The 17,854-nt window shown below is 62.1% G+C and carries 15 protein-coding genes; 11 read left to right on the forward strand and 4 right to left on the reverse strand.

Translation table 11 applies throughout. The annotated features are described in order from the left end of the window. Positions 1-106 precede the first annotated feature (106 nt). Complete coding sequence (gene glcC, locus BLT65_RS23330) at positions 107-898, forward strand: transcriptional regulator GlcC (protein ID WP_416365618.1); 792 nt, start codon at positions 107-109, stop codon at positions 896-898. Between the two features lie 135 nt (positions 899-1,033). Here the strand turns inward: glcC and BLT65_RS23335 are convergent, their stop codons facing one another. Beyond that, positions 1,034-1,462 (reverse strand): hypothetical protein, encoded by a 429-nt coding sequence (locus BLT65_RS23335; protein WP_042305518.1) that lies wholly within the window; start codon positions 1,460-1,462, stop codon positions 1,034-1,036. Positions 1,463-1,646: 184 nt separating this feature from the next. Here BLT65_RS23335 and BLT65_RS23340 point away from each other — a divergent pair, with 184 nt between their 5' ends. Continuing rightward, complete coding sequence (locus BLT65_RS23340; protein WP_091781465.1) at positions 1,647-2,513, forward strand: 3-hydroxybutyryl-CoA dehydrogenase; 867 nt, start codon at positions 1,647-1,649, stop codon at positions 2,511-2,513. Positions 2,514-2,517: 4 nt separating this feature from the next. Here BLT65_RS23340 and BLT65_RS23345 read toward each other — a convergent pair whose 3' ends face one another. Further along, positions 2,518-3,381 carry a GNAT family N-acetyltransferase gene (locus tag BLT65_RS23345; protein ID WP_091781468.1) on the reverse strand — a complete coding sequence of 288 codons (864 nt, stop codon included), beginning with the start codon at positions 3,379-3,381 and terminating at the stop codon, positions 2,518-2,520. Positions 3,382-3,867: 486 nt separating this feature from the next. Here BLT65_RS23345 and BLT65_RS23350 point away from each other — a divergent pair, with 486 nt between their 5' ends. Further along, the gene (locus BLT65_RS23350) at positions 3,868-7,062 is read left to right on the forward strand and encodes an EAL domain-containing protein (RefSeq protein ID WP_091781743.1); all 3,195 of its coding nucleotides are present in this window, start codon (positions 3,868-3,870) and stop codon (positions 7,060-7,062) included. Between the two features lie 149 nt (positions 7,063-7,211). Beyond that, positions 7,212-7,391 carry a CsbD family protein gene (locus BLT65_RS23355; RefSeq protein WP_035996074.1) on the forward strand — a complete coding sequence of 60 codons (180 nt, stop codon included), beginning with the start codon at positions 7,212-7,214 and terminating at the stop codon, positions 7,389-7,391. 38 nt (positions 7,392-7,429) lie between these two features. Here the strand turns inward: BLT65_RS23355 and BLT65_RS23360 are convergent, their stop codons facing one another. Beyond that, positions 7,430-8,740 carry an MFS transporter gene (locus BLT65_RS23360; RefSeq protein ID WP_091781471.1) on the reverse strand — a complete coding sequence of 437 codons (1,311 nt, stop codon included), beginning with the start codon at positions 8,738-8,740 and terminating at the stop codon, positions 7,430-7,432. Between the two features lie 171 nt (positions 8,741-8,911). Then, on the reverse strand, positions 8,912-9,994 hold the full coding sequence (locus tag BLT65_RS23365) for a tartrate dehydrogenase (protein WP_007588794.1): 1,083 nt from the start codon (positions 9,992-9,994) through the stop codon (positions 8,912-8,914). Positions 9,995-10,102: 108 nt separating this feature from the next. Here BLT65_RS23365 and BLT65_RS23370 point away from each other — a divergent pair, with 108 nt between their 5' ends. From BLT65_RS23370 to nirD, 7 genes are all read left to right on the forward strand, one after another. Continuing rightward, positions 10,103-11,023, forward strand: a complete 921-nt coding sequence (locus BLT65_RS23370; protein WP_091781474.1) for a LysR substrate-binding domain-containing protein — start codon at positions 10,103-10,105, stop codon at positions 11,021-11,023. 103 nt (positions 11,024-11,126) lie between these two features. Further along, the gene (locus BLT65_RS23375) at positions 11,127-12,110 is read left to right on the forward strand and encodes a hypothetical protein (RefSeq protein ID WP_091781477.1); all 984 of its coding nucleotides are present in this window, start codon (positions 11,127-11,129) and stop codon (positions 12,108-12,110) included. Next, the gene (locus BLT65_RS23380) at positions 12,101-12,397 is read left to right on the forward strand and encodes a hypothetical protein (protein ID WP_244186565.1); all 297 of its coding nucleotides are present in this window, start codon (positions 12,101-12,103) and stop codon (positions 12,395-12,397) included. Before BLT65_RS23375 ends, BLT65_RS23380 begins: the two co-directional genes overlap by 10 nt. A gap of 22 nt (positions 12,398-12,419) precedes the next feature. Continuing rightward, the gene (locus BLT65_RS23385; RefSeq protein ID WP_091781749.1) at positions 12,420-12,878 is read left to right on the forward strand and encodes an Imm50 family immunity protein; all 459 of its coding nucleotides are present in this window, start codon (positions 12,420-12,422) and stop codon (positions 12,876-12,878) included. 670 nt (positions 12,879-13,548) lie between these two features. Further along, positions 13,549-14,850: an MFS transporter gene (locus BLT65_RS23390; RefSeq protein ID WP_091781479.1), complete on the forward strand. Its 1,302-nt coding sequence runs from the start codon at positions 13,549-13,551 to the stop codon at positions 14,848-14,850. Positions 14,851-14,884: 34 nt separating this feature from the next. Continuing rightward, positions 14,885-17,446 carry a nitrite reductase large subunit NirB gene (gene nirB / locus BLT65_RS23395; RefSeq protein ID WP_091781482.1) on the forward strand — a complete coding sequence of 854 codons (2,562 nt, stop codon included), beginning with the start codon at positions 14,885-14,887 and terminating at the stop codon, positions 17,444-17,446. A 45-nt stretch (positions 17,447-17,491) separates the two neighbouring features. Beyond that, the gene (gene nirD, locus BLT65_RS23400; RefSeq protein ID WP_007588800.1) at positions 17,492-17,839 is read left to right on the forward strand and encodes a nitrite reductase small subunit NirD; all 348 of its coding nucleotides are present in this window, start codon (positions 17,492-17,494) and stop codon (positions 17,837-17,839) included. Positions 17,840-17,854: the final 15 nt, after the last annotated feature.

Consider the following 17,854-nt stretch of genomic DNA (forward strand, 5'->3'; position numbering starts at 1 on the left):
GTCGTACCAGTTTTTTGATTTCCACGAAACCATGCAGGATGCGCTGAAGCAGGCGTGCAATGGGAATTGGCGTTATCATCGACCGCATCCAGAACCTGTTCGACAAGTGGTCATACCAGTGATTTCAGACCCGGAAAACCCCTCCAAACAGTCCGATCGTAAGATCGCCGACGTGGTCGCGGAGCGCATCGAAAGGCTGATCGTCGATGGCGTGCTGAGGTCGGGGCAGGCGCTGCCATCGGAGCGTCGCCTGACGGACAAGCTCGGCGTATCGAGAACGGCTTTGCGCGAAGGGCTGAAGCTGCTGCGCGCGCGGGGCATCATCGAAACGGCGCACGGCAAGGGTTCGTTCGTCGCGAACCTGACCGCGCAGCCGCCGCAATCGCCATTGATGCATCTGCTCGCTTCGCAGCCGCGCACGCTTTACGACCTGTTCGAAGTGCGCGGCATGCTCGAAGCCGAGTCGGCGCGTCTGGCCGCGTTGCGCGGAACGCCCGCCGACTACATGATGATCACGCGCCGCTACGAGGAAATGCTCGCCGCGCACAATGCCGAAACCGATCCCGCGACACACGCGCGCCTCGATCACGCGTTTCATCTCGCGATTTGCGAGGCGTCGCACAACCCGGTGCTCGTGCATACCTTGCGTTCGCTGACGGAACTGCTGCTGAGTTCGGTGTTTGCGTCCGTGAACAATCTTTATCACCGGCAGCCGCATCGCAAGCGGATCGACCGGCAGCATGCGCGCCTCTACAACGCGGTGACGGGCAAGCTGCCCGAGCAGGCCTATCGGGCCGCTGCGGATCATATCGACGGCGTGCGCGAAAGCCTGCAGGAAATCGAACAGGAAGAGCAGCGACTGGTGCGGGCGACGCTCCGGCTCGAAGGGTGGAAGTAAGCGCTCGTTGCATCGGCGCTTTTTTTGCCCGCGCAAAAACGCAACTACCGGTCTGCCGCGCCTCAACCTCCGCCAACGCCTTCGGCGGCAACTTCGGTTTCGCAAAAGGAGGGCGGAGCGTACCGCGGGAAAGCGCTACTGCGCCTTTTTCTTCCGCGACGAGGACTTCATCTCGACGACATCGGGCGACCGCTTGCGCTTGCCGGGCAGCACGCCCATGCGCGGGTCGCGCTCGCGTGCAAGCGCAACCATCTCGTGCGCGACCGTTTCGAACTCGGGGTGCGTCTGCGACACATACAGCCACTTGCCGAGCACGGGATGCGGCGCGAGCACAGGGAAGTCCTCCAGCAAGCCCGCTTGCCGGTCGTGCGACGTACACACCACTAGCCCGTTCCACGGTTCATTGCCGCTTGCCACCGCGAGATACAGAAGGCCGTCGAGATACGCCGCCTGAAAGTTGAAGAATCTTTCTCGCGAATACTCGGGGTCTCGTTCGAGAGGTTCGAAAATCCACACGAGCGGGTTTTCTCGCTTGCGTTTCGGGTTCAGTTCGACCGGCTGCATGGCGGGGCCTTCAATGAAATTTTTCCGATGATATATCCAGCGGCTTTGTCCGGCAGGCGGGCCGTGCGACAGGTTGCCACCCGTTTTTCATACGTCATTGCGCGAGAAACAGGTATCGTATCGCCCATGGTGCAGTGCAACGCACCGATAGAACTTGGCACAAATCAGGAGAAAAGGAGCAGCAATGGCAAACAGGATCGAAACAATCGGCATCATCGGCGCGGGCACGATGGGCAACGGCATCGCGCAGGTATCGGCGGTGGCAGGGCTGAAGGTCGTGCTGATCGACGTGACGGACGCCGCGCTCGAAAAGGGCATCGGGGCGCTCACGTCGAGTCTCGCGAAGCTCGTCGAGAAGGGCAAGATCGAAGCGGCGGCGCGCGATGCGGCGCTCACGCGCATCGAGACCTCGACCGACTATCAGCGCCTGTCAGGCGTCGACCTGGTCGTCGAAGCGGCGACCGAAAACACCGAACTGAAAATTCGCATTCTGCGGCAGATCGAATCGGTCGTGAGCGGCGAGACGCTTATCGCTTCGAACACGTCGTCCATTTCGATTACCGCGCTGGCCGCGACGCTTGGCAAGCCGGAACGTTTCGTCGGCATGCACTTCTTCAACCCGGTGCCGTTGCTGCAACTCGTCGAAGTGATTCGCGGCGTGCAGACCAGCGACGATACGGCGGCCACGGTGCGCGAGTTGACCGAGCGCCTCGGCAAGACGCCCGTCAGCGTGAAGAACGCGCCGGGCTTCGTGGTGAACCGCATTCTCGTGCCGATGATCAACGAGGCGTTCTTCGTGCTGGCGGACGGCATTGCGACGGCGGAAGAGATCGACGCGGGGATGCGTCTGGGCGCGAACCATCCGATCGGGCCGCTCGCGCTCGCGGATCTGATTGGGTTGGACGTGTGCCTGTCGGTGATGGATGTGTTCCTGAAGGATTTCGGCGACTCGAAATATCGCGCGTGTCCGCTGTTGCGCGAACTCGTGGCGGCCGGGCGTCTGGGCCGCAAGACGGGACACGGCGTGTATCGCTACGATCCGAAGCATTGAAGCGTCAACCTAGTTCGAAAGACGTGACGCCATAAAGCCGCGCAAGCGGTATGTCCGGGGCGCGCTTCGTGTACATGCGCGCCGTTTCGAACACGCTCGTCAAACGATGCCGTTCGGCGAGCGCGACGGCGGCTGTGTTGAGTTCGGGCACGTCGAGCGCGACGGTCTCGCTGGGGCAATGCGAGATGAGCGCGGTGAACAGGGTTTCGGCTGTTTGCGGGTCGTCGGCGAATAGCGGTCCGATCTTGCGTCCCTCGCGGCATCTACGCAGCACGCCATAGCCGCTGATATGGCCTTCGCTGACGCTTGCGAGCGCGACGGCATCTGGTTGATCGATCCACGCGCGCAGAAAGGCTTCGCGCGGCGCGGGAAAGAACCGCTGGTCATACGATGCCAGCTTGTCGAAAGGCAACTGGCGCACATCGACGAGTGAAGGGTGGTTCGTCACGTCGGTCTCGGCCACACCCTGAAAGCGTATGTTCCGGTATGCGAGCTGAAATCCCGACTTCCCGTAGTTCGGCTGCTGCGCGACTACGCCATCGAGTCCAACGTTGCGCTTGCCGAGATACGCGATGCCATGCTGCCAGATGCGCATGCCGAGTCCCTTGCCGCGAAACTCCGGCCTCACAATATACAGGCCAATGAAGCCGAAATGCGCGTCATAGGCGACAGCTGAAATCGAGCCGACCGGTTCGCCTTGCAACTCGCCGATCAAGAACCCGTCCGGGTCGGCGGCACGAAAGACGTGCGCATCGTGCAAGCCTGGATTCCATCCTTCATGCGCGGCCCATTCGATGGCGAGATTCACTTCATCGGCGTTCATCGTGCGAACGATGAAGTCGCGCGGCGCGTGCGTCGCTTCGTTCATGATGTCTCCTTGTCGCAGCCGGGTGCATCTGCTCACATGCGAACACATATCATGCCGCCAAAACTGTTTTCACGTTTGCGCGTAGGTCGTTGCGCCGTCGTGAATTAACGAACGCAATAGTCGAATATGAACGGCTGATGCATATCTATCCCGCGTTGCGCCTGGCGGTTCATGTGTTGGCGAAGACCTCTGCCGTCGAGTGTACGGACCACCTCTTGCATAGGCTCGACGCGGCTTAAGCAATACGCGCGACGCGTGACATACCTTGGTGCGAGCCAACTAAAAACCCCTTGTTTTCTGCACCTGCGCGCAGCATTCGCGCACCGTCGAAGGGATTATTCAGCAAACGCTAAAGTCGCGATACGATGCGCCGATATGCCGTAGTGGCGAGCGGCCTTATCGAGGCGTGCGGGCCCGTTTTTCACCTTCCACTGACCGGGAGTGATGTGTGACTCGTTCGATGTCGTACGCGATGGCGCGCATGCCATGAAGCGCAATCCATTCTTCCGTCTGCTTGCGCGTCTGCGCGTGGGCCGCAAGCTGCTGCTGATCTATCTGCTCGATTTAACCGCTGTGGTGTACATCAGCGGCATCCTGATTCACGAGAAATACATTTCAATCGACTTCTCGAACAAGGAGATCGTCGGCAACGCGTATATCGGCACGGTGCGCGATGCCTTGATCGACGTGGCGATGGCGGGCGCGGGACAGCGTCCGCCCGCTGCCCGCCTGAAGAGTGCGCAAACGGATCTCGCCAGCACGGAAGCGCGCTACGGCGCGCATCTGGAAAGCGCCGGGCTGAACGCGCGCGTGCGCGCCGCGCTGGACGTGCTGGCGCGCGAAGCGCAGCCCACTGCCGCACAAATCAACGAAGCGCTCGAAGCATGCCGCGAACTGGTGACTCGCGTCGGCAATCAGTCGAACCTGATCCTCGATCCCGACCTCGACAGCTACTACGCGATGTCGCTGTCGATCCTGCGTTATCCAGCGCTGCTCGAATCCGTGAACCGGATTGGCCGCCAGTTGCACGAAGGGCACGAAGGCGTGCATGCCGTGCGCTCGCACGACGAACTGCGCACGCGCTATCTCGTGCTCGAAGGGCAACTCGATGCCGTGCTGCAAGGTCTGCGCTCTGACTTCTCGGAAGCGGGTGCCGCCAATCACGCGCTCGATTCGACGCTCGGGCCGTCGATGGCGCGCATGCTCACGGCCGTCGAATCGTACCGGCACGCGGCGCGCATCATCGTCGACAGCAACGGCGAGGTCGACCCCACGCTGCTGTCGATCGTCGACGTGCAGCAGCAGACGCTCGTAGCCAGCGTGCAGGATACGTGGCGCAGCACGGCGGATCAGCTCGACGACCTGTTGCACGCGCGCGTGCGCGGTCTCTTCTCGCGCATGTGGCTGCATCTGGGCACGGCGCTCTTTCTGTTATGCAGCATTCTCGGCATGGTGTATTTCGTCGCGCAGCAGATTTCGCGGCCACTGCGCCAGCTTGCGCGCGTGATGGACACGGTGCGCAGAACGGGCGATCACACCGTGCGCGCGAGTTGGCACAGCCAGGATGAAATCGGCCAGCTGGTGCGCGGCTTCAACGAAATGCTCGAACAGCTCGACCGTGAGCGCGACGTGCAGAAGGAACTCGCGGCGACGGCGCGCGCATCGGCTGCGCAGCATGCACTTGTCGAATCGACGCCCGTGCCGATGATGGTGACGGCCGTGCCCGGTCATGAAGTGCTGCACGCAAACCAGCCCGCACTATACTGGCTCAATGGCGTGACGACCGATCCCTGGGCGTACGGCCTCGATTCGTCGGTGCGCGCGCGGTTTTTCCAGCAGTTGTCCGATCGCGATGCCGTCGACGAATTCGAAGTGCGCTGGAAAGCGAGCACCGAACCGACGTGGGCGATGCTGTCCGCGCGGCGTCTCAACTTCCAGGGCCGCGACGCCGTGCTGACGGCCTTCACGCCGATCAACCAGATCAAGCTGATGGAGCAGCGGCTCGAACTGTGGGCGAAGGTGTTCGAGGCTTCATCCGAAGCGATCCTGATTCTCGACCAGGAGCGGCGTCTGCTGACGGCCAATGCGTCGTTCTATCGCGCGACGGGCTACCGTGCGGAAGATATCGCGGGCCAGCCGCCCGCGTTCATCGTCGCCGGCGCGAATGGCGGCGCGGTGATCACGGCGCTCGCGACGCTCGTCGACCGCTCCAGTTCATGGAACGGCGAAGCGCAGATCAGACGGCGTCAAGGCGGCGATTATCCCGCGTGGCTGATGATCAGCGCGGTGCGCGACAAACGCGGCAGCGTGTCGCACTACATCTGCACACTGATCGACATCACGGATCGCAAGAAGAGCGAGGCGCGCATCGAGTTTCTCGCCGAGCACGACGTGCTGACCGAATTGCCGAACCGTGCGCTCTTCACGAAACGGCTGGGCGTGGCGCTCGAACACGCGAAGCAGGCTCAACAACGCGTGGCCGTGCTCTTCATCGACCTCGACAGGTTCAAGGACATCAACGATTCGCTAGGCCATCATATCGGCGATGGCTTGCTGCGTTCCGTTTCGCGGCGTCTCGTGCAGGCCGTGCGCAGCAGCGACACCGTGAGCCGCCTGGGCGGCGACGAGTTCACGATGATTCTCGCCGATGCGGGCAGCGCGGCCGATGTCGCGCGCACCATCGACGAACGTCTGCTACCGCTCGTGCGCGAGCCGCATGCGATCGGCGGCGTCACGCTGCAGGTTGCGTGCAGCGCGGGCGTGGCGCTCTATCCCGACGACGGCACGGACATCGAAACACTGATGCAGAACGCCGATGCCGCGATGTATCAGGCGAAGGCAGCGGGACGCAACCTCGTGAAGTTCTTCTCGCCGGATATGGCGGAGCGCGCGCGTCAGCGGCTCGCGCTCGAAGCCTGCATGCGCACAGCTATCGAGCGGCACGAACTGCGGCTCGCTTTTCAGCCGTGTCTCGATGCGCAAACGGGCGCGCTCGTCAGTGTCGAAGGCTTGCTGCGCTGGACGCATCCGCAACTCGGCGCGGTGACGCCGGCACAGTTCATTCCCATCGCCGAAGAGACGCGGCTGATCATTCCGATCGGCGCATGGGTGATCGAAGAAGCGTGCCGGCAACTCGCGCGCTGGCGCGACGACGAGATGGGCGAGTTGCGCATGTCGATCAATCTGTCGGCGATCCAGTTGCGCGACGCGGATATCGTCGATACGTTGCGGCGCAGTCTCGCGATGCATGGCGTCGCGCCGCAGCGGCTGGAACTCGAAATCACCGAAACGGTATTGATGGATAGCGCGGAGAACTATCTCGATGCGATTCGCGCGATACGCGCGCTCGGCGTGAAGCTGTCGCTCGACGATTTCGGCACGGGCTATTCGAGCCTTAGTTATCTGAACCGCTTTCCGCTGGACCGATTGAAGATCGACCGGGCGTTCGTTCGCGACATGCTCGATGCGCCCGCGGATCTCGCTGTCATCAAGGCGATCATCGAGCTTGGGCATGAGCTGGGTCTGCGCGTGGTCGCGGAGGGCGTCGAAAACGAGGACGAAGCGAATACGCTGCGCAGCATCGGTTGCGATGAATTGCAGGGATTCCTGTATTCGCCGGCGATATCGGCTGAAGAACTGGAGACGTGGGCGGCGCAGCGGGTCGCGGCGGATGTCGAATGATGCGTTGGTATAAGTTACCGGCGCGTTGTCATGAAGACGCTTGCGTGCCGGGCTTGAAACGCGCTACACGGCTACCGCAAGCGTTGGCGCGTGAATTGCATGTCAGTAACTCCGATGGCGCCTGTGCGCCAATCGATAGGGAGAGCGATATGAACCGCGATCAGATCAAAGGTGTTGCGCAGCAGGTGAAGGGCAAGGTCAACGAGGTGGTCGGCAAGGTGACGGGCAATCGCACGCAGCAACTGAAGGGCGATTTGCAGCAGGCTACGGGGACGGCCCGCAAGGCGTTCGGCGACGGGAAGGAGAAGATCAGAAGGATGGGCCGGTGACGTTTCCGTCGGACCGGCCTGTGTTCATCTAAAAACGATCAATGATCGTGACGCATGCAGGCCGTCGCGGGTTGCTGCGCGGCCTTGCGGCTCAGCATCAGCGTGACGGCCGCCGACACGGCCAGCGTCGCGCCGACCACGTACAGACCCGCTGCATATCCGCCCGTCACGTTCTTGAGCCAGCCGATCGCGAACGGTCCGACGAAGCCGCCCAGATTGCCGACCGAATTGATCATCGCGATGCCCGCTGCGGCGCCTGCGCCTGAGAGGAACATGCTCGGCATCGCCCAGAGCGGCGCTTTTGCCGCGCTGATGCCGACATTGACGACCACCAGTGCGAGCACGATCAAGAGCGCAGTGCCTGCCTGACCCGCGAAGATGAAGCCGACGCACGCCAGCGCACACGGAATGACGACGTGCCACGTGCGTTCTTCAGTCCGGTCGGAGTGCCGCGCCCACAACACCATCGCGATCACGGCCAGCACGCTCGGAATGCCCGTCAGCAGGCCCGTTTGCAGCGCGCTGAACCCGTACTGCCGGATGATGAGCGGCGCCCACAGACCCAGCGTATACAAGCCCGCCGACGTGCCGAAGTAGATGAGCGCAAGCGCCAGCACACGCGGATCGCGCAACGCACTCAGCGCGCCCGCCGTATGTCCCGAGTGACCTTTGCGCTCGTCGGCTTCGGTCTTGAGCTTCGCAATCAGCCATTCGCGCTCGTCGTCCTTCAGCCAGTGCGCTTTCGACGGCGTGTCGGTCAGAAACTTCAACACGACGAAGCCGAGCACGACGGCGGGCACGGCCTCGATGATGTAGAGCAATTGCCAGTCGGCGAGGCCGAACATCGGCGGCAACTGCATGATCGCGCCGGAGATCGGCGAGCCGATGGCCGTCGAGATCGGCGCCGCAGCCATGAACCATGCGGCGGCTGCCGCGCGCTGCTTGCCCGGAAACCACAGGCTCAGATACAGGATGATGCCGGGAAAGAAGCCCGCTTCCGCGACGCCCAGCACGAAGCGCAACACGTAGAAGCTGGTCGGTCCCGTGACGAACGCCGAAGCCGCCGACACGATGCCCCACGTCACCATCACACGCGCGATCCAGATCCGTGCGCCGACGCGATGCAAGATCAGATTCGACGGCACTTCGAACAGAAAGTAGCCGATGAAGAACAGCCCGCCGCCGAAGCCGAATGCCGTCGGCGAAAGACCGATTGCCTTGTTCATCGTCATGGCGGCGAAGCCAACGTTGACGCGATCGAGAAAGCTGACGAAGTAGAGCAGCATCACGAACGGAATGATCCGTAACATGAGCTTGCGCGCTACTCGCGATTCGAGTTCGGGTTGCATGTGTCTCCTCCTTGGAGGTTGAGCCGGACTGTGCCGGACAATTCAGGCTTCACGCGTTGTCTGCCGTTTGCGGGTCAGTTGTTGTTGTGTGCGTGAAGCCTTTGGGCGCGCTTTTCGCTGCGCCCGGTGTCGCGGCGGCGACAGCCGCGCGACAACTGATTTGCATGCGCGTTATGCGGCGACGGGCACCTTTTCGACGAGCGCGCACACGGCTGCCGTCACTTGCGCCGTCGTCGCCTTGCCGCCGAGATCGCCCGTATGCAGCGACGGGTCCGCGGTGACGGTTTCGACTGCGCTCATCACGCGCTTCGCGGCTTCGAATTCGCCGAGATGCTCGAGCAGCATCACGACCGACCAGAACGTGCCGATCGGATTCGCGAGGCCCTTGCCCATGATGTCGAACGCCGATCCGTGGATCGGTTCGAACATCGACGGATAACGGCGCTCCGGGTCGATGTTGCCCGTCGGCGCAATGCCGAGGCTGCCCGCCAGCGCGGCGGCGAGGTCGCTCAGGATGTCGGCGTGCAGGTTGGTGGCGACGATGGTGTCGAGCGATGCCGGGCGGTTGATCATGCGGGCCGTCGACGCATCGACGAGTTCCTTGTCCCATTTGACGTCCGGGAACTCCTTCGAAATCTGCAACGCGATTTCATCCCACATCACCATCGCGTGGCGTTGCGCGTTGCTCTTCGTGATGACGGTGAGCAGCTTGCGGGGGCGCGACTGCGCGAGACGGAACGCGAAGCGCATGATGCGTTCGACGCCAGCGCGCGTCATGATGGAGACATCGGTGGCGGCTTCGATCGGATGGCCCTGATGCACGCGGCCACCCACACCTGAATATTCGCCCTCCGAGTTTTCGCGGACGATCACCCAGTTCAGGTCTTCGGGCGTGCAGCGCTTCAGCGGTGCGTCGATGCCCGGGAGAATGCGCGTCGGCCGCACGTTCGCGTATTGATCGAAGCCCTGGCAAATCTTCAGGCGCAGGCCCCACAGCGTGACGTGATCGGGCACGTCGGGGTCGCCTGCCGAGCCGAACAGGATTGCGTCCTTGTTGCGGATTGCGTCGAGGCCGTCGGCGGGCATCATCACGCCGTGCTCGCGGTAGTAGTCCGCGCCCCAGTCGAAGTTTTCGAACTCGAATTTGAAGCTGTTGCTGGTGCGCGCCAGCGCTTCCAGCACTTCCTTGCCCGCCGGCACGACTTCCTTGCCGATGCCATCGCCGGGGATCGTCGCAATGCGATAGGTGTTCATGTCTCGCTCCTTCAATTGATTTGGAATGGAACTGACTGTACCTAACTGGAAGCGTTGTAACCGGTGCTAAACTCAAAGCATCTTTAACTTGAATTCACAAATCGAGCCGTGACTGGGACCGTTCAACCGACCGACTTGAGCTTTTTCTCGACGCTCGCCGCGTCAGGTAGCCTGAGCGCGGCGGCGCGCGAACTGGGGCTGACGCCCGCCGCCGTGAGCAAGCGTCTGACGCAGATGGAGCAGCGCGCGGGCGTGCCGCTCGTCAACCGGACGACGCGCCGGATGATGCTGACGCCCGAAGGCGAGGTTTACCTTGAGCACGCGCGGCGGATACTCGATGAGATCGACGCATTGTCCGAGTTGCTGGGTAGCGCGAAGAAGAGCCCGAAGGGCTTGCTGCGGGTGAACGCGACGCTTGGGTTCGGGCGCAGTCATGTCGCGCCGGCTATCTCACGTTTCGTGAACCGTTATCCGCAGGTTGCCGTGCAGTTGCAGTTGTCCGTCACGCCGCCGCCGCTTACGGATGACGCGTTCGACGTCTGCATCCGCTTCGGCGAACCGCCCGATACGCGCGTCGTCGCGCGACGGCTTGCGCCGAATCGCAGGTTGTTATGCGCGGCACCGTCGTACATCGCCGAGTATGGGATGCCGGTCACGCCGCATGAACTGGTGAGGCACAACTGCATCGGCATACGGCAGGGCGACGAAGCGTACGGCGTGTGGCGGCTCGCGACAGGGCGTGGCGCTGCCCGCAAGACGGAGTCGGTGCGCATCAACGGCAATCTGACGACCAACGACGGGGAGATCGCGGTGAAGTGGGCGCTCGAAGGGCACGGGGTTCTGATGCGCGCGGAGTGGGATATCAATGAGTATCTTGCGGATGGGCGGCTTGTGCAGGTGCTGCCTGGGTACGAGACGCCGGGCGCCGATATCTTTGCCGTGTATTCGCAACGGCATCAGATGTCCGCGCGGATTCGGACGTTTGTCGATTTCATTGCGGGGGAGTTGAGGGAGGCGCGGGAGGGGTAGGGAGCTGCGGCGCGGCCGTTGCGCCTTTACCTTGTTTTACAGAGTGGCTTGAGTTTCATGCTAGATATACCGTCTCTTTCTGCAGATATTGATTCGGATATCTATGCAATGGAATACGCTCGAGGTACCGCTGGAGCATGGGTGGCAATGTACGCTGCATCCGGCGTGGCAGTATCGGCGGCTCTCGCGGGAACTGCGAACCTCGCCGTCTTTAGGCAGACGGAATAGCTGGACGCGCGACGGGTCGTCCTCATTCCGGATCGACGCCGGATGCGAAGCGAAAGAAGAGGCGCGCAAACAGCGCGAACGGGATAAGCGCGACTTCGATCTTTACTTTCGGCCGTGCTCGGACCTGCGGACGGCGACGGGCAACCGTGAACTTGATGTCGTACGTTCGTTTCTGCGCGATCTGCTGGATGTCGCGCATTGGAACCTGCCGATCGATAACAATGGTATCGAGAGAGCGCTGCGGGAAGCAGTTGTCTCGGGGCGACTCGTGCCCGTTATCGATCGGGAATGGCGTGCTCTGCCGAGAGTGACGCGTCCGGATTATGCGCCGGAGCGATGGTCGTCGAATGGTAGTGGGTTCAGCAACGGTGGCGGATTCGGCCGGGGAAAATGGGCGGCTTTTGAGAATGCCGGCCCTGGTCCGCTGGTGTTGAACGGCGAGCCGGTATTGAGAGGCCCATACGATCCTGCTACGCGGGAAGCGCAACTGAAGGCGGCGTGGGCGGAGATGGCGGCGCTCACAGCCGGCATTTGCTCGAAGAATAGTGACGCCGAGGGCATGCCAGCACCTGCCAACAACGTGGCAGACCATTTCGCCGTTGACGAAGAAGGCTCGGACGGTTCGACTCGATTCAGCGATGCGCAGTCCTTCAAACTCGATGTATTGCCTGAGAGTGATAACGTATTGACGATGGCAGGGCGCGGTGTAGGCGAAGTACAGGAGGCGGAATGTTTTGCCGAATACGAAGCGCGTCTGGAGCAGTGCAAACTTTATGCGGCAATGACGGGTGATCCATACACCTATGTATCTTGCAAGGCGAACGCATTCGTGATTTATAACCAGTGTCGATGGCATTGATGCAACATCCACTCCCTAAAAGTTCTTTCGTTGTGTCTTATGACGATGCGGAAAAAAAACTATCAGTCTTCGTCGTCAAGGATTCCGACATTCAGTCGTTGAAAGAGTCGACAGTCGTTGCAGACTGGCCACTATCCGCCATCGGAGACGAGTTGGGCGAAGAGGTAGCCCGCCGGTTAGGGGTCACAGCGCTCAACGTTCTCGCGATTTATCATCCAGCGTTAAAGCCACTGGTAACGGTGAAGCTGGAGCAGTCGACGCTCCCCGATCAAGATGTCGGCCCTTGAATTCGGCCAGGCAGCCGTCTCAATGACTAGCGATATCAAGACTTGGGGTTGGGAACTTGCAACAAATAGCGACCTGCTATTGAAGATCTTCGGAGAATATCCGTCCTTCCATGATTCAGCGATAAGAAGCATTTCCATGGAACGCAACAGGCAATCATCGGTGACGGTCGAAGGGAAATCTCTGTCAGGCGGACGTCGGCGCGGATTGGTCGACCTTGTGCTCGAAATAGAACACAACCGCTATGGTGCTCCGCGCGCGAGCGACTATCTGGTCGTGGTGGATTTTCTGGATATCAGAAGTTCCCAAATCGACCTGAATGCGATGCTCGAAGAAGCTTCCGTCATGGACATTACCTTGACCAGGGAATCCGATGGGCTGATCAAGCTCGACCTGATGCCTAACGTTGGTCTCGACATACGGCTGACATGCCGTGAGGTCGTATTCCGCTCCGTCCAGCCCTATGTGCGCGACGGATCGTAGAGCGCTTCGCTACATGGCAAGCTCACTATGCATTGGTTTTTGCCTGTATTGCACTCGCACATCATCCAGTTGCACGGCCGCGCTTATCAACTCGCCCTGCTCGCGCAGCCAGTTCTTGTGCCGTTCAAGCATCGATTGCGCGATTGTCAAGCGGGCCTCTATTGCCGCGCGACTAGCGCATCAATCCCCTTATCGCGCGGCGAAAGATTTTCTTCGCTTCGTTCGTGTTCCTCGTTTGCGGAGCACGAAAACTGGCAGCAGTGGCCAACGCATCTGTCAAACAGCAAATGCTCGCGCGGCGCTCACGAAGCGCAAACAACGCGACACTCCGTTGTCCCGCAACCGACGAAATCCGCACCACATCCGCGCTACACCCACGCACGCCCACAGTGCTGCGCTGCACCAGCAAAGTGCCGGCGAGCCTCACCATGAATCAGCGGACAAGCTCGCGATACAACCCGTAAACCACCCGCAAACCCAAGCCAGCAAAGCCTCCGCGCCATCAATAGCCCGCATGGCACACACCTTGCGGTAAACCCCACATCGCGGCTCAACGACGAGCCGCAAAGCAGCATCCCCCAAGTACCGATGAATTTTGGACAACGGCGTCCCCTGAATCTGGTCTCGCACCCGATTCGCGGGACGCCGTAGTCGTTTACAGGCCTGGAACATGACCGACAAAGCCACATCGATCGATCTGCTGAACTGGCGCACGCCCGCCATGCGCGCCTTCCACTTCGCGTGGATGGCGTTCTTCGTCTGCTTTTTCGCGTGGTTCGCGTGCGCGCCGTTGATGCCGCTCATCAAGCAGGAGTTCCACCTCACGGCGGATCAGGTCGCGAACATCAACATCGCCGCCGTCGCAATCACGATTCTCGTGCGTCTGATCGTCGGTCCGATGTGTGACCGTTTCGGCCCGCGCAAGGTCTACGTCGCGTTGATGATGGTCGGCGCGCTGCCCGTGCTTGGCGCGGCGCTCGCGCATAGCTATACCGCGTTCCTGTTGTGCCGGCTCGGCATCGGCGCAGTCGGCGCGAGCTTCGTGATCACGCAATATCACACGTCGGTGATGTTCGCGCCTAACGTAGTCGGCACGGCGAACGCGACGAGCGCAGGCTGGGGCAATGCAGGTGCAGGCGCCGCACAGATGCTCGTGCCGCTGCTGCTCGCCGGCGCCGTCGCGCTGGGCGCGAGCAACTCCGACGCCTGGCGTCTGACGCTCGTGCTGCCGGGCATCGCGATGCCCATCATGGCCGCGCTCTACTGGCGCTTCACGCAGGACTGCCCGCAAGGCAATTTCACGGAACTGCGCGCACGCGGCATAGTCATCGATAGCGGCAAGAAAGGCGGCTGGGCGAGCCTGCTCGCGGCTTCGCGCAACTATCGCGTGTGGATGCTGTTCGTCACCTACGCCGCATGCTTCGGCGTCGAGGTGTTCATCCACAACGTCGCGGCCATCTACTACGTCGATCACTTCCAGCTGTCGCTGCGCGACGCCGGCCTCGCGGCGGGTAGCTTCGGTTTGCTCGCAATCTTCGCGCGTCCGCTCGGCGGCCTGTTGTCGGACTGGGGCGCGAAGCGCCGTGGACTGTCGGCGCGCTCGATGCTGCTATTCGCGCTGATCGCCGGCGAAGGCGTCGGCCTGCTGCTGTTCTCGCAGGCAAACCACGCGGCGCTCGCGGTGATCGCGATGTTGCTGTTCGGCCTCTTCACGCACATGGCGTGCGGCGCGACCTACGCGCTCGTGCCGTTCATCGATCGCAAGGCGCTCGGCGGCGTGGCGGGAATCGTCGGCGCGGGCGGCAATGTCGGCGCAGTGGCAGCGGGCTTTCTGGCTAAGGGCATGGGCGACCTGCATCAAACGCTGTTGACGCTCGGCGGCTTCGTCAGCGCGTCCGCGATCTGCGCGATCGCCGTGCGCTTCTCCGCCGAACACACCACACGCGATGCCGCACTCGGCGCAACGAATTAAATCAATGAATCCCCTCTCTGACAGGATCGGCGACATGAAAGTCATCGTTATCGGCCACGGCATGGTCGGCCACAAACTGCTCGAATGCCTCGCGGAACAAGCCACGGCGCGCCTCGACATCACCGTGCTGTGCGAAGAGCCGCGTCCCGCCTACGATCGCGTGCATCTGTCGGAGTTTTTCTCGGGCAAGTCCGCCGACGACCTGTCGCTGGTCGCGCCCGGCTTCTTCGATCGCGACGACATGGTGCTGCGCCTGAACGCGAAGGCCGTATCGATCGATCGCGACGCGCACACGGTGACGACCTCGACGGGCGAAACGCTTTCGTACGACAAGCTCGTGATCGCCAGCGGCTCGTATGCGTTCGTGCCGCCCGTGCCGGGTAAGGACCGCAAGGACTGCTTCGTCTATCGCACGATCGAAGACCTCGAAGCGATGCAGGAATGCGGCGCGCGCTCGAAGACGGGTGTCGTGATCGGCGGCGGTCTGCTCGGTCTGGAATGCGCGAAAGCATTGCGCGACCTGGGCCTCGAAACGCATGTCGTCGAATTCGCACCGCGTCTGATGGCGGTCCAGGTCGACGACGGCGGCGGCAAAGTGTTGCGCGGCAAGATCGAAGAACTCGGCGTGACCGTGCATACGCAGAAGAACACGCTGGAAATCGTCGACGGCGAAGACGGCACGCACCGCATGCAGTTCGCCGACGGCAGCCACCTCGACACCGACATGATCGTGTTCTCCGCCGGCATCCGTCCGCGCGACGAGATCGCGCGCGTCAGCGGCCTCGCGGTCGGCCCGCGCGGCGGCATCGTGATCGACAACCACTGTCGCACGAGCGATGCCGACATCTATGCGATCGGCGAATGCGCACTGTGGAACGGCCAGATTTTTGGCCTCGTTGCGCCGGGCTATGAGATGGCACGCGTGACGGCGAAGCAGTTGCTCGGCGAACAGGAGGCCGCGTTTGCGGGCGCCGACATGAGCACGAAGCTCAAGCTGATGGGCGTCGATGTGGCTAGCCTTGGCGACGCGCACGCGGCGACGGCGGGCAGCCGCACGTATCAGTTCAGCGACGAGCGCAAGCAGGTCTACAAGAAACTCGTCGTGTCCGACTGTGGCAAGTTTCTGCTCGGCGGCGTGATGGTCGGTGACGCGAGCGAATACGGCACGCTGCTGCAGATGATGCTGAACCGCATTCAGTTGCCGGAGTCGCCGGAATTCCTGATCCTGCCGCAAGCGGACGGCAACGCGAAGCCCGCACTCGGCGTCGATGCGTTGCCCGAGAGCGCGCAGATCTGTTCGTGCAACAACATCTCGAAGGGCGCGATCTGCGCAGCCGTTTGCGCGGGCGCGACGACCATCGGCGACGTCAAGAGCGCGACAAAGGCGGGCACGGCATGCGGCGGCTGCGTGCCGCTCGTCACGCAGGTGATGAAGGCCGAGATGAAGAAGCAGGGTCTCGCCGTCAACAATCATCTGTGCGAGCACTTTCCGTTTTCGCGCCAGGAGCTGTATCACATCGTTCGCGTCGAGCGCATCGAGACCTTCGGCGCGCTGCTGAACAAGCATGGCCACGGCCTTGGCTGCGATATCTGCAAGCCCGCCGTCGCCGGCATTCTCGCGTCGTGCTGGAACGAGTTCGTGCTGAAGAAAGAGCACGCCAGCCTGCAGGACACGAACGACTATTACCTCGCGAACATCCAGCGCGACGGCACATATTCCGTTGTGCCGCGCATGCCGGGCGGCGAAGTGACGCCGGACGGTTTGATCGCCGTCGGCCAGGTGGCGAAGAAATACGGTCTTTATACGAAGGTCACGGGCGGGCAGCGCGTCGATCTGTTCGGCGCGCGCGTCGAGCAGTTGCCGTTGATCTGGGAAGAGCTGATCGCCGCCGGTTTCGAATCGGGCCATGCGTACGGCAAGTCGCTGCGCACGGTGAAATCGTGCGTGGGCTCGACATGGTGCCGTTATGGCGTGGACGACTCCGTTGGCCTCGCGATCGATATCGAGAACCGCTACAAGGGTCTGCGCTCGCCGCACAAGATCAAGTTCGCGGTGTCGGGCTGCACGCGCGAGTGCGCGGAGGCGCAAAGCAAGGACGTCGGCATCATCGCGACGGAAAAGGGCTGGAATCTCTACGTGTGCGGCAACGGCGGGATGAAGCCGCGCCATGCCGAACTGATCGCTTCGGATCTGGACCGCGAAACGCTGGTCCGCTATATCGACCGCTTCCTGATGTTTTACGTGCGCACGGCGGACCGGCTGCAACGCACCAGCGTGTGGCGCGAGAACCTCGAAGGCGGACTGGATTATCTGCGCGATGTTGTCATCAACGACAAGCTCGGCATCGCGGCGGAACTCGAAGAGGAAATGCAGCACGTGGTCGACACGTACGAATGCGAGTGGAAGAAAGCCGTCACGGACCCCGAAACGCGCAAGCGCTTCCGTCACTTCGTCAACAGCGACAGCGCCGACGACAACGTCAGCTTCGTCCCGACGCGCGGCCAGATCCGGCCCGCCATGCCCGAAGAGCGCCAACGGCCCGTGCGCATTCCTGTCGTCGTCGAGCAGTCGACAGAACCGGCCGAAACGGTTTAATCCAGGCACCCACGCCATTCACTCAACGATAGAACGGAGATCGACATGAACAACGACCGTTTGCCGACCACCTGGACGTCCATCTGCACGCTCGACGACATCGTGCCGAACACGGGCGTCTGCGCGCTCGTCAATGGCGAGCAGGTCGCCGTGTTTCGCGTCGAAGGCGAGCGCGGCGGCGTGTACGCCATCGACAACTTCGACCCGGCATCACAGGCGGCCGTGCTGTCGCGCGGACTGATCGGCAGCCTCGGCGATCGCATCGTGGTCGCTTCGCCGATCTACAAGCATCACTTCGATCTGCGCACGGGCGAATGCCTCGAAGCGCCCGACAAGTCGGTCAGCGCGTTCGCGGCGCGCGTCGAAGACGGACACGTGTGGGTGTCGGCGTAATCTACTGAACGGGCT

This window comes from Paraburkholderia steynii, from assembly GCF_900100565.1.
GTDB classification, from domain to species: domain Bacteria; phylum Pseudomonadota; class Gammaproteobacteria; order Burkholderiales; family Burkholderiaceae; genus Paraburkholderia; species Paraburkholderia terrae.

Coding starts and splice junctions, on each gene's coding strand:
- BLT65_RS23335 (WP_042305518.1), bottom strand. CDS start 1,462: ATGCAGCCGGTCGAACTGAACCCGAAACGCAAGCGAGAAAACCCGCTC.
- BLT65_RS23340 (WP_091781465.1), top strand. CDS start 1,647: ATGGCAAACAGGATCGAAACAATCGGCATCATCGGCGCGGGCACGATG.
- BLT65_RS23345 (WP_091781468.1), bottom strand. CDS start 3,381: ATGAACGAAGCGACGCACGCGCCGCGCGACTTCATCGTTCGCACGATG.
- BLT65_RS23350 (WP_091781743.1), top strand. CDS start 3,868: ATGAAGCGCAATCCATTCTTCCGTCTGCTTGCGCGTCTGCGCGTGGGC.
- BLT65_RS23355 (WP_035996074.1), top strand. CDS start 7,212: ATGAACCGCGATCAGATCAAAGGTGTTGCGCAGCAGGTGAAGGGCAAG.
- BLT65_RS23360 (WP_091781471.1), bottom strand. CDS start 8,740: ATGCAACCCGAACTCGAATCGCGAGTAGCGCGCAAGCTCATGTTACGG.
- BLT65_RS23365 (WP_007588794.1), bottom strand. CDS start 9,994: ATGAACACCTATCGCATTGCGACGATCCCCGGCGATGGCATCGGCAAG.
- BLT65_RS23375 (WP_091781477.1), top strand. CDS start 11,127: ATGCAATGGAATACGCTCGAGGTACCGCTGGAGCATGGGTGGCAATGT.
- BLT65_RS23380 (WP_244186565.1), top strand. CDS start 12,101: ATGGCATTGATGCAACATCCACTCCCTAAAAGTTCTTTCGTTGTGTCT.
- BLT65_RS23385 (WP_091781749.1), top strand. CDS start 12,420: ATGACTAGCGATATCAAGACTTGGGGTTGGGAACTTGCAACAAATAGC.
- BLT65_RS23390 (WP_091781479.1), top strand. CDS start 13,549: ATGACCGACAAAGCCACATCGATCGATCTGCTGAACTGGCGCACGCCC.
- nirB (WP_091781482.1), top strand. CDS start 14,885: ATGAAAGTCATCGTTATCGGCCACGGCATGGTCGGCCACAAACTGCTC.
- nirD (WP_007588800.1), top strand. CDS start 17,492: ATGAACAACGACCGTTTGCCGACCACCTGGACGTCCATCTGCACGCTC.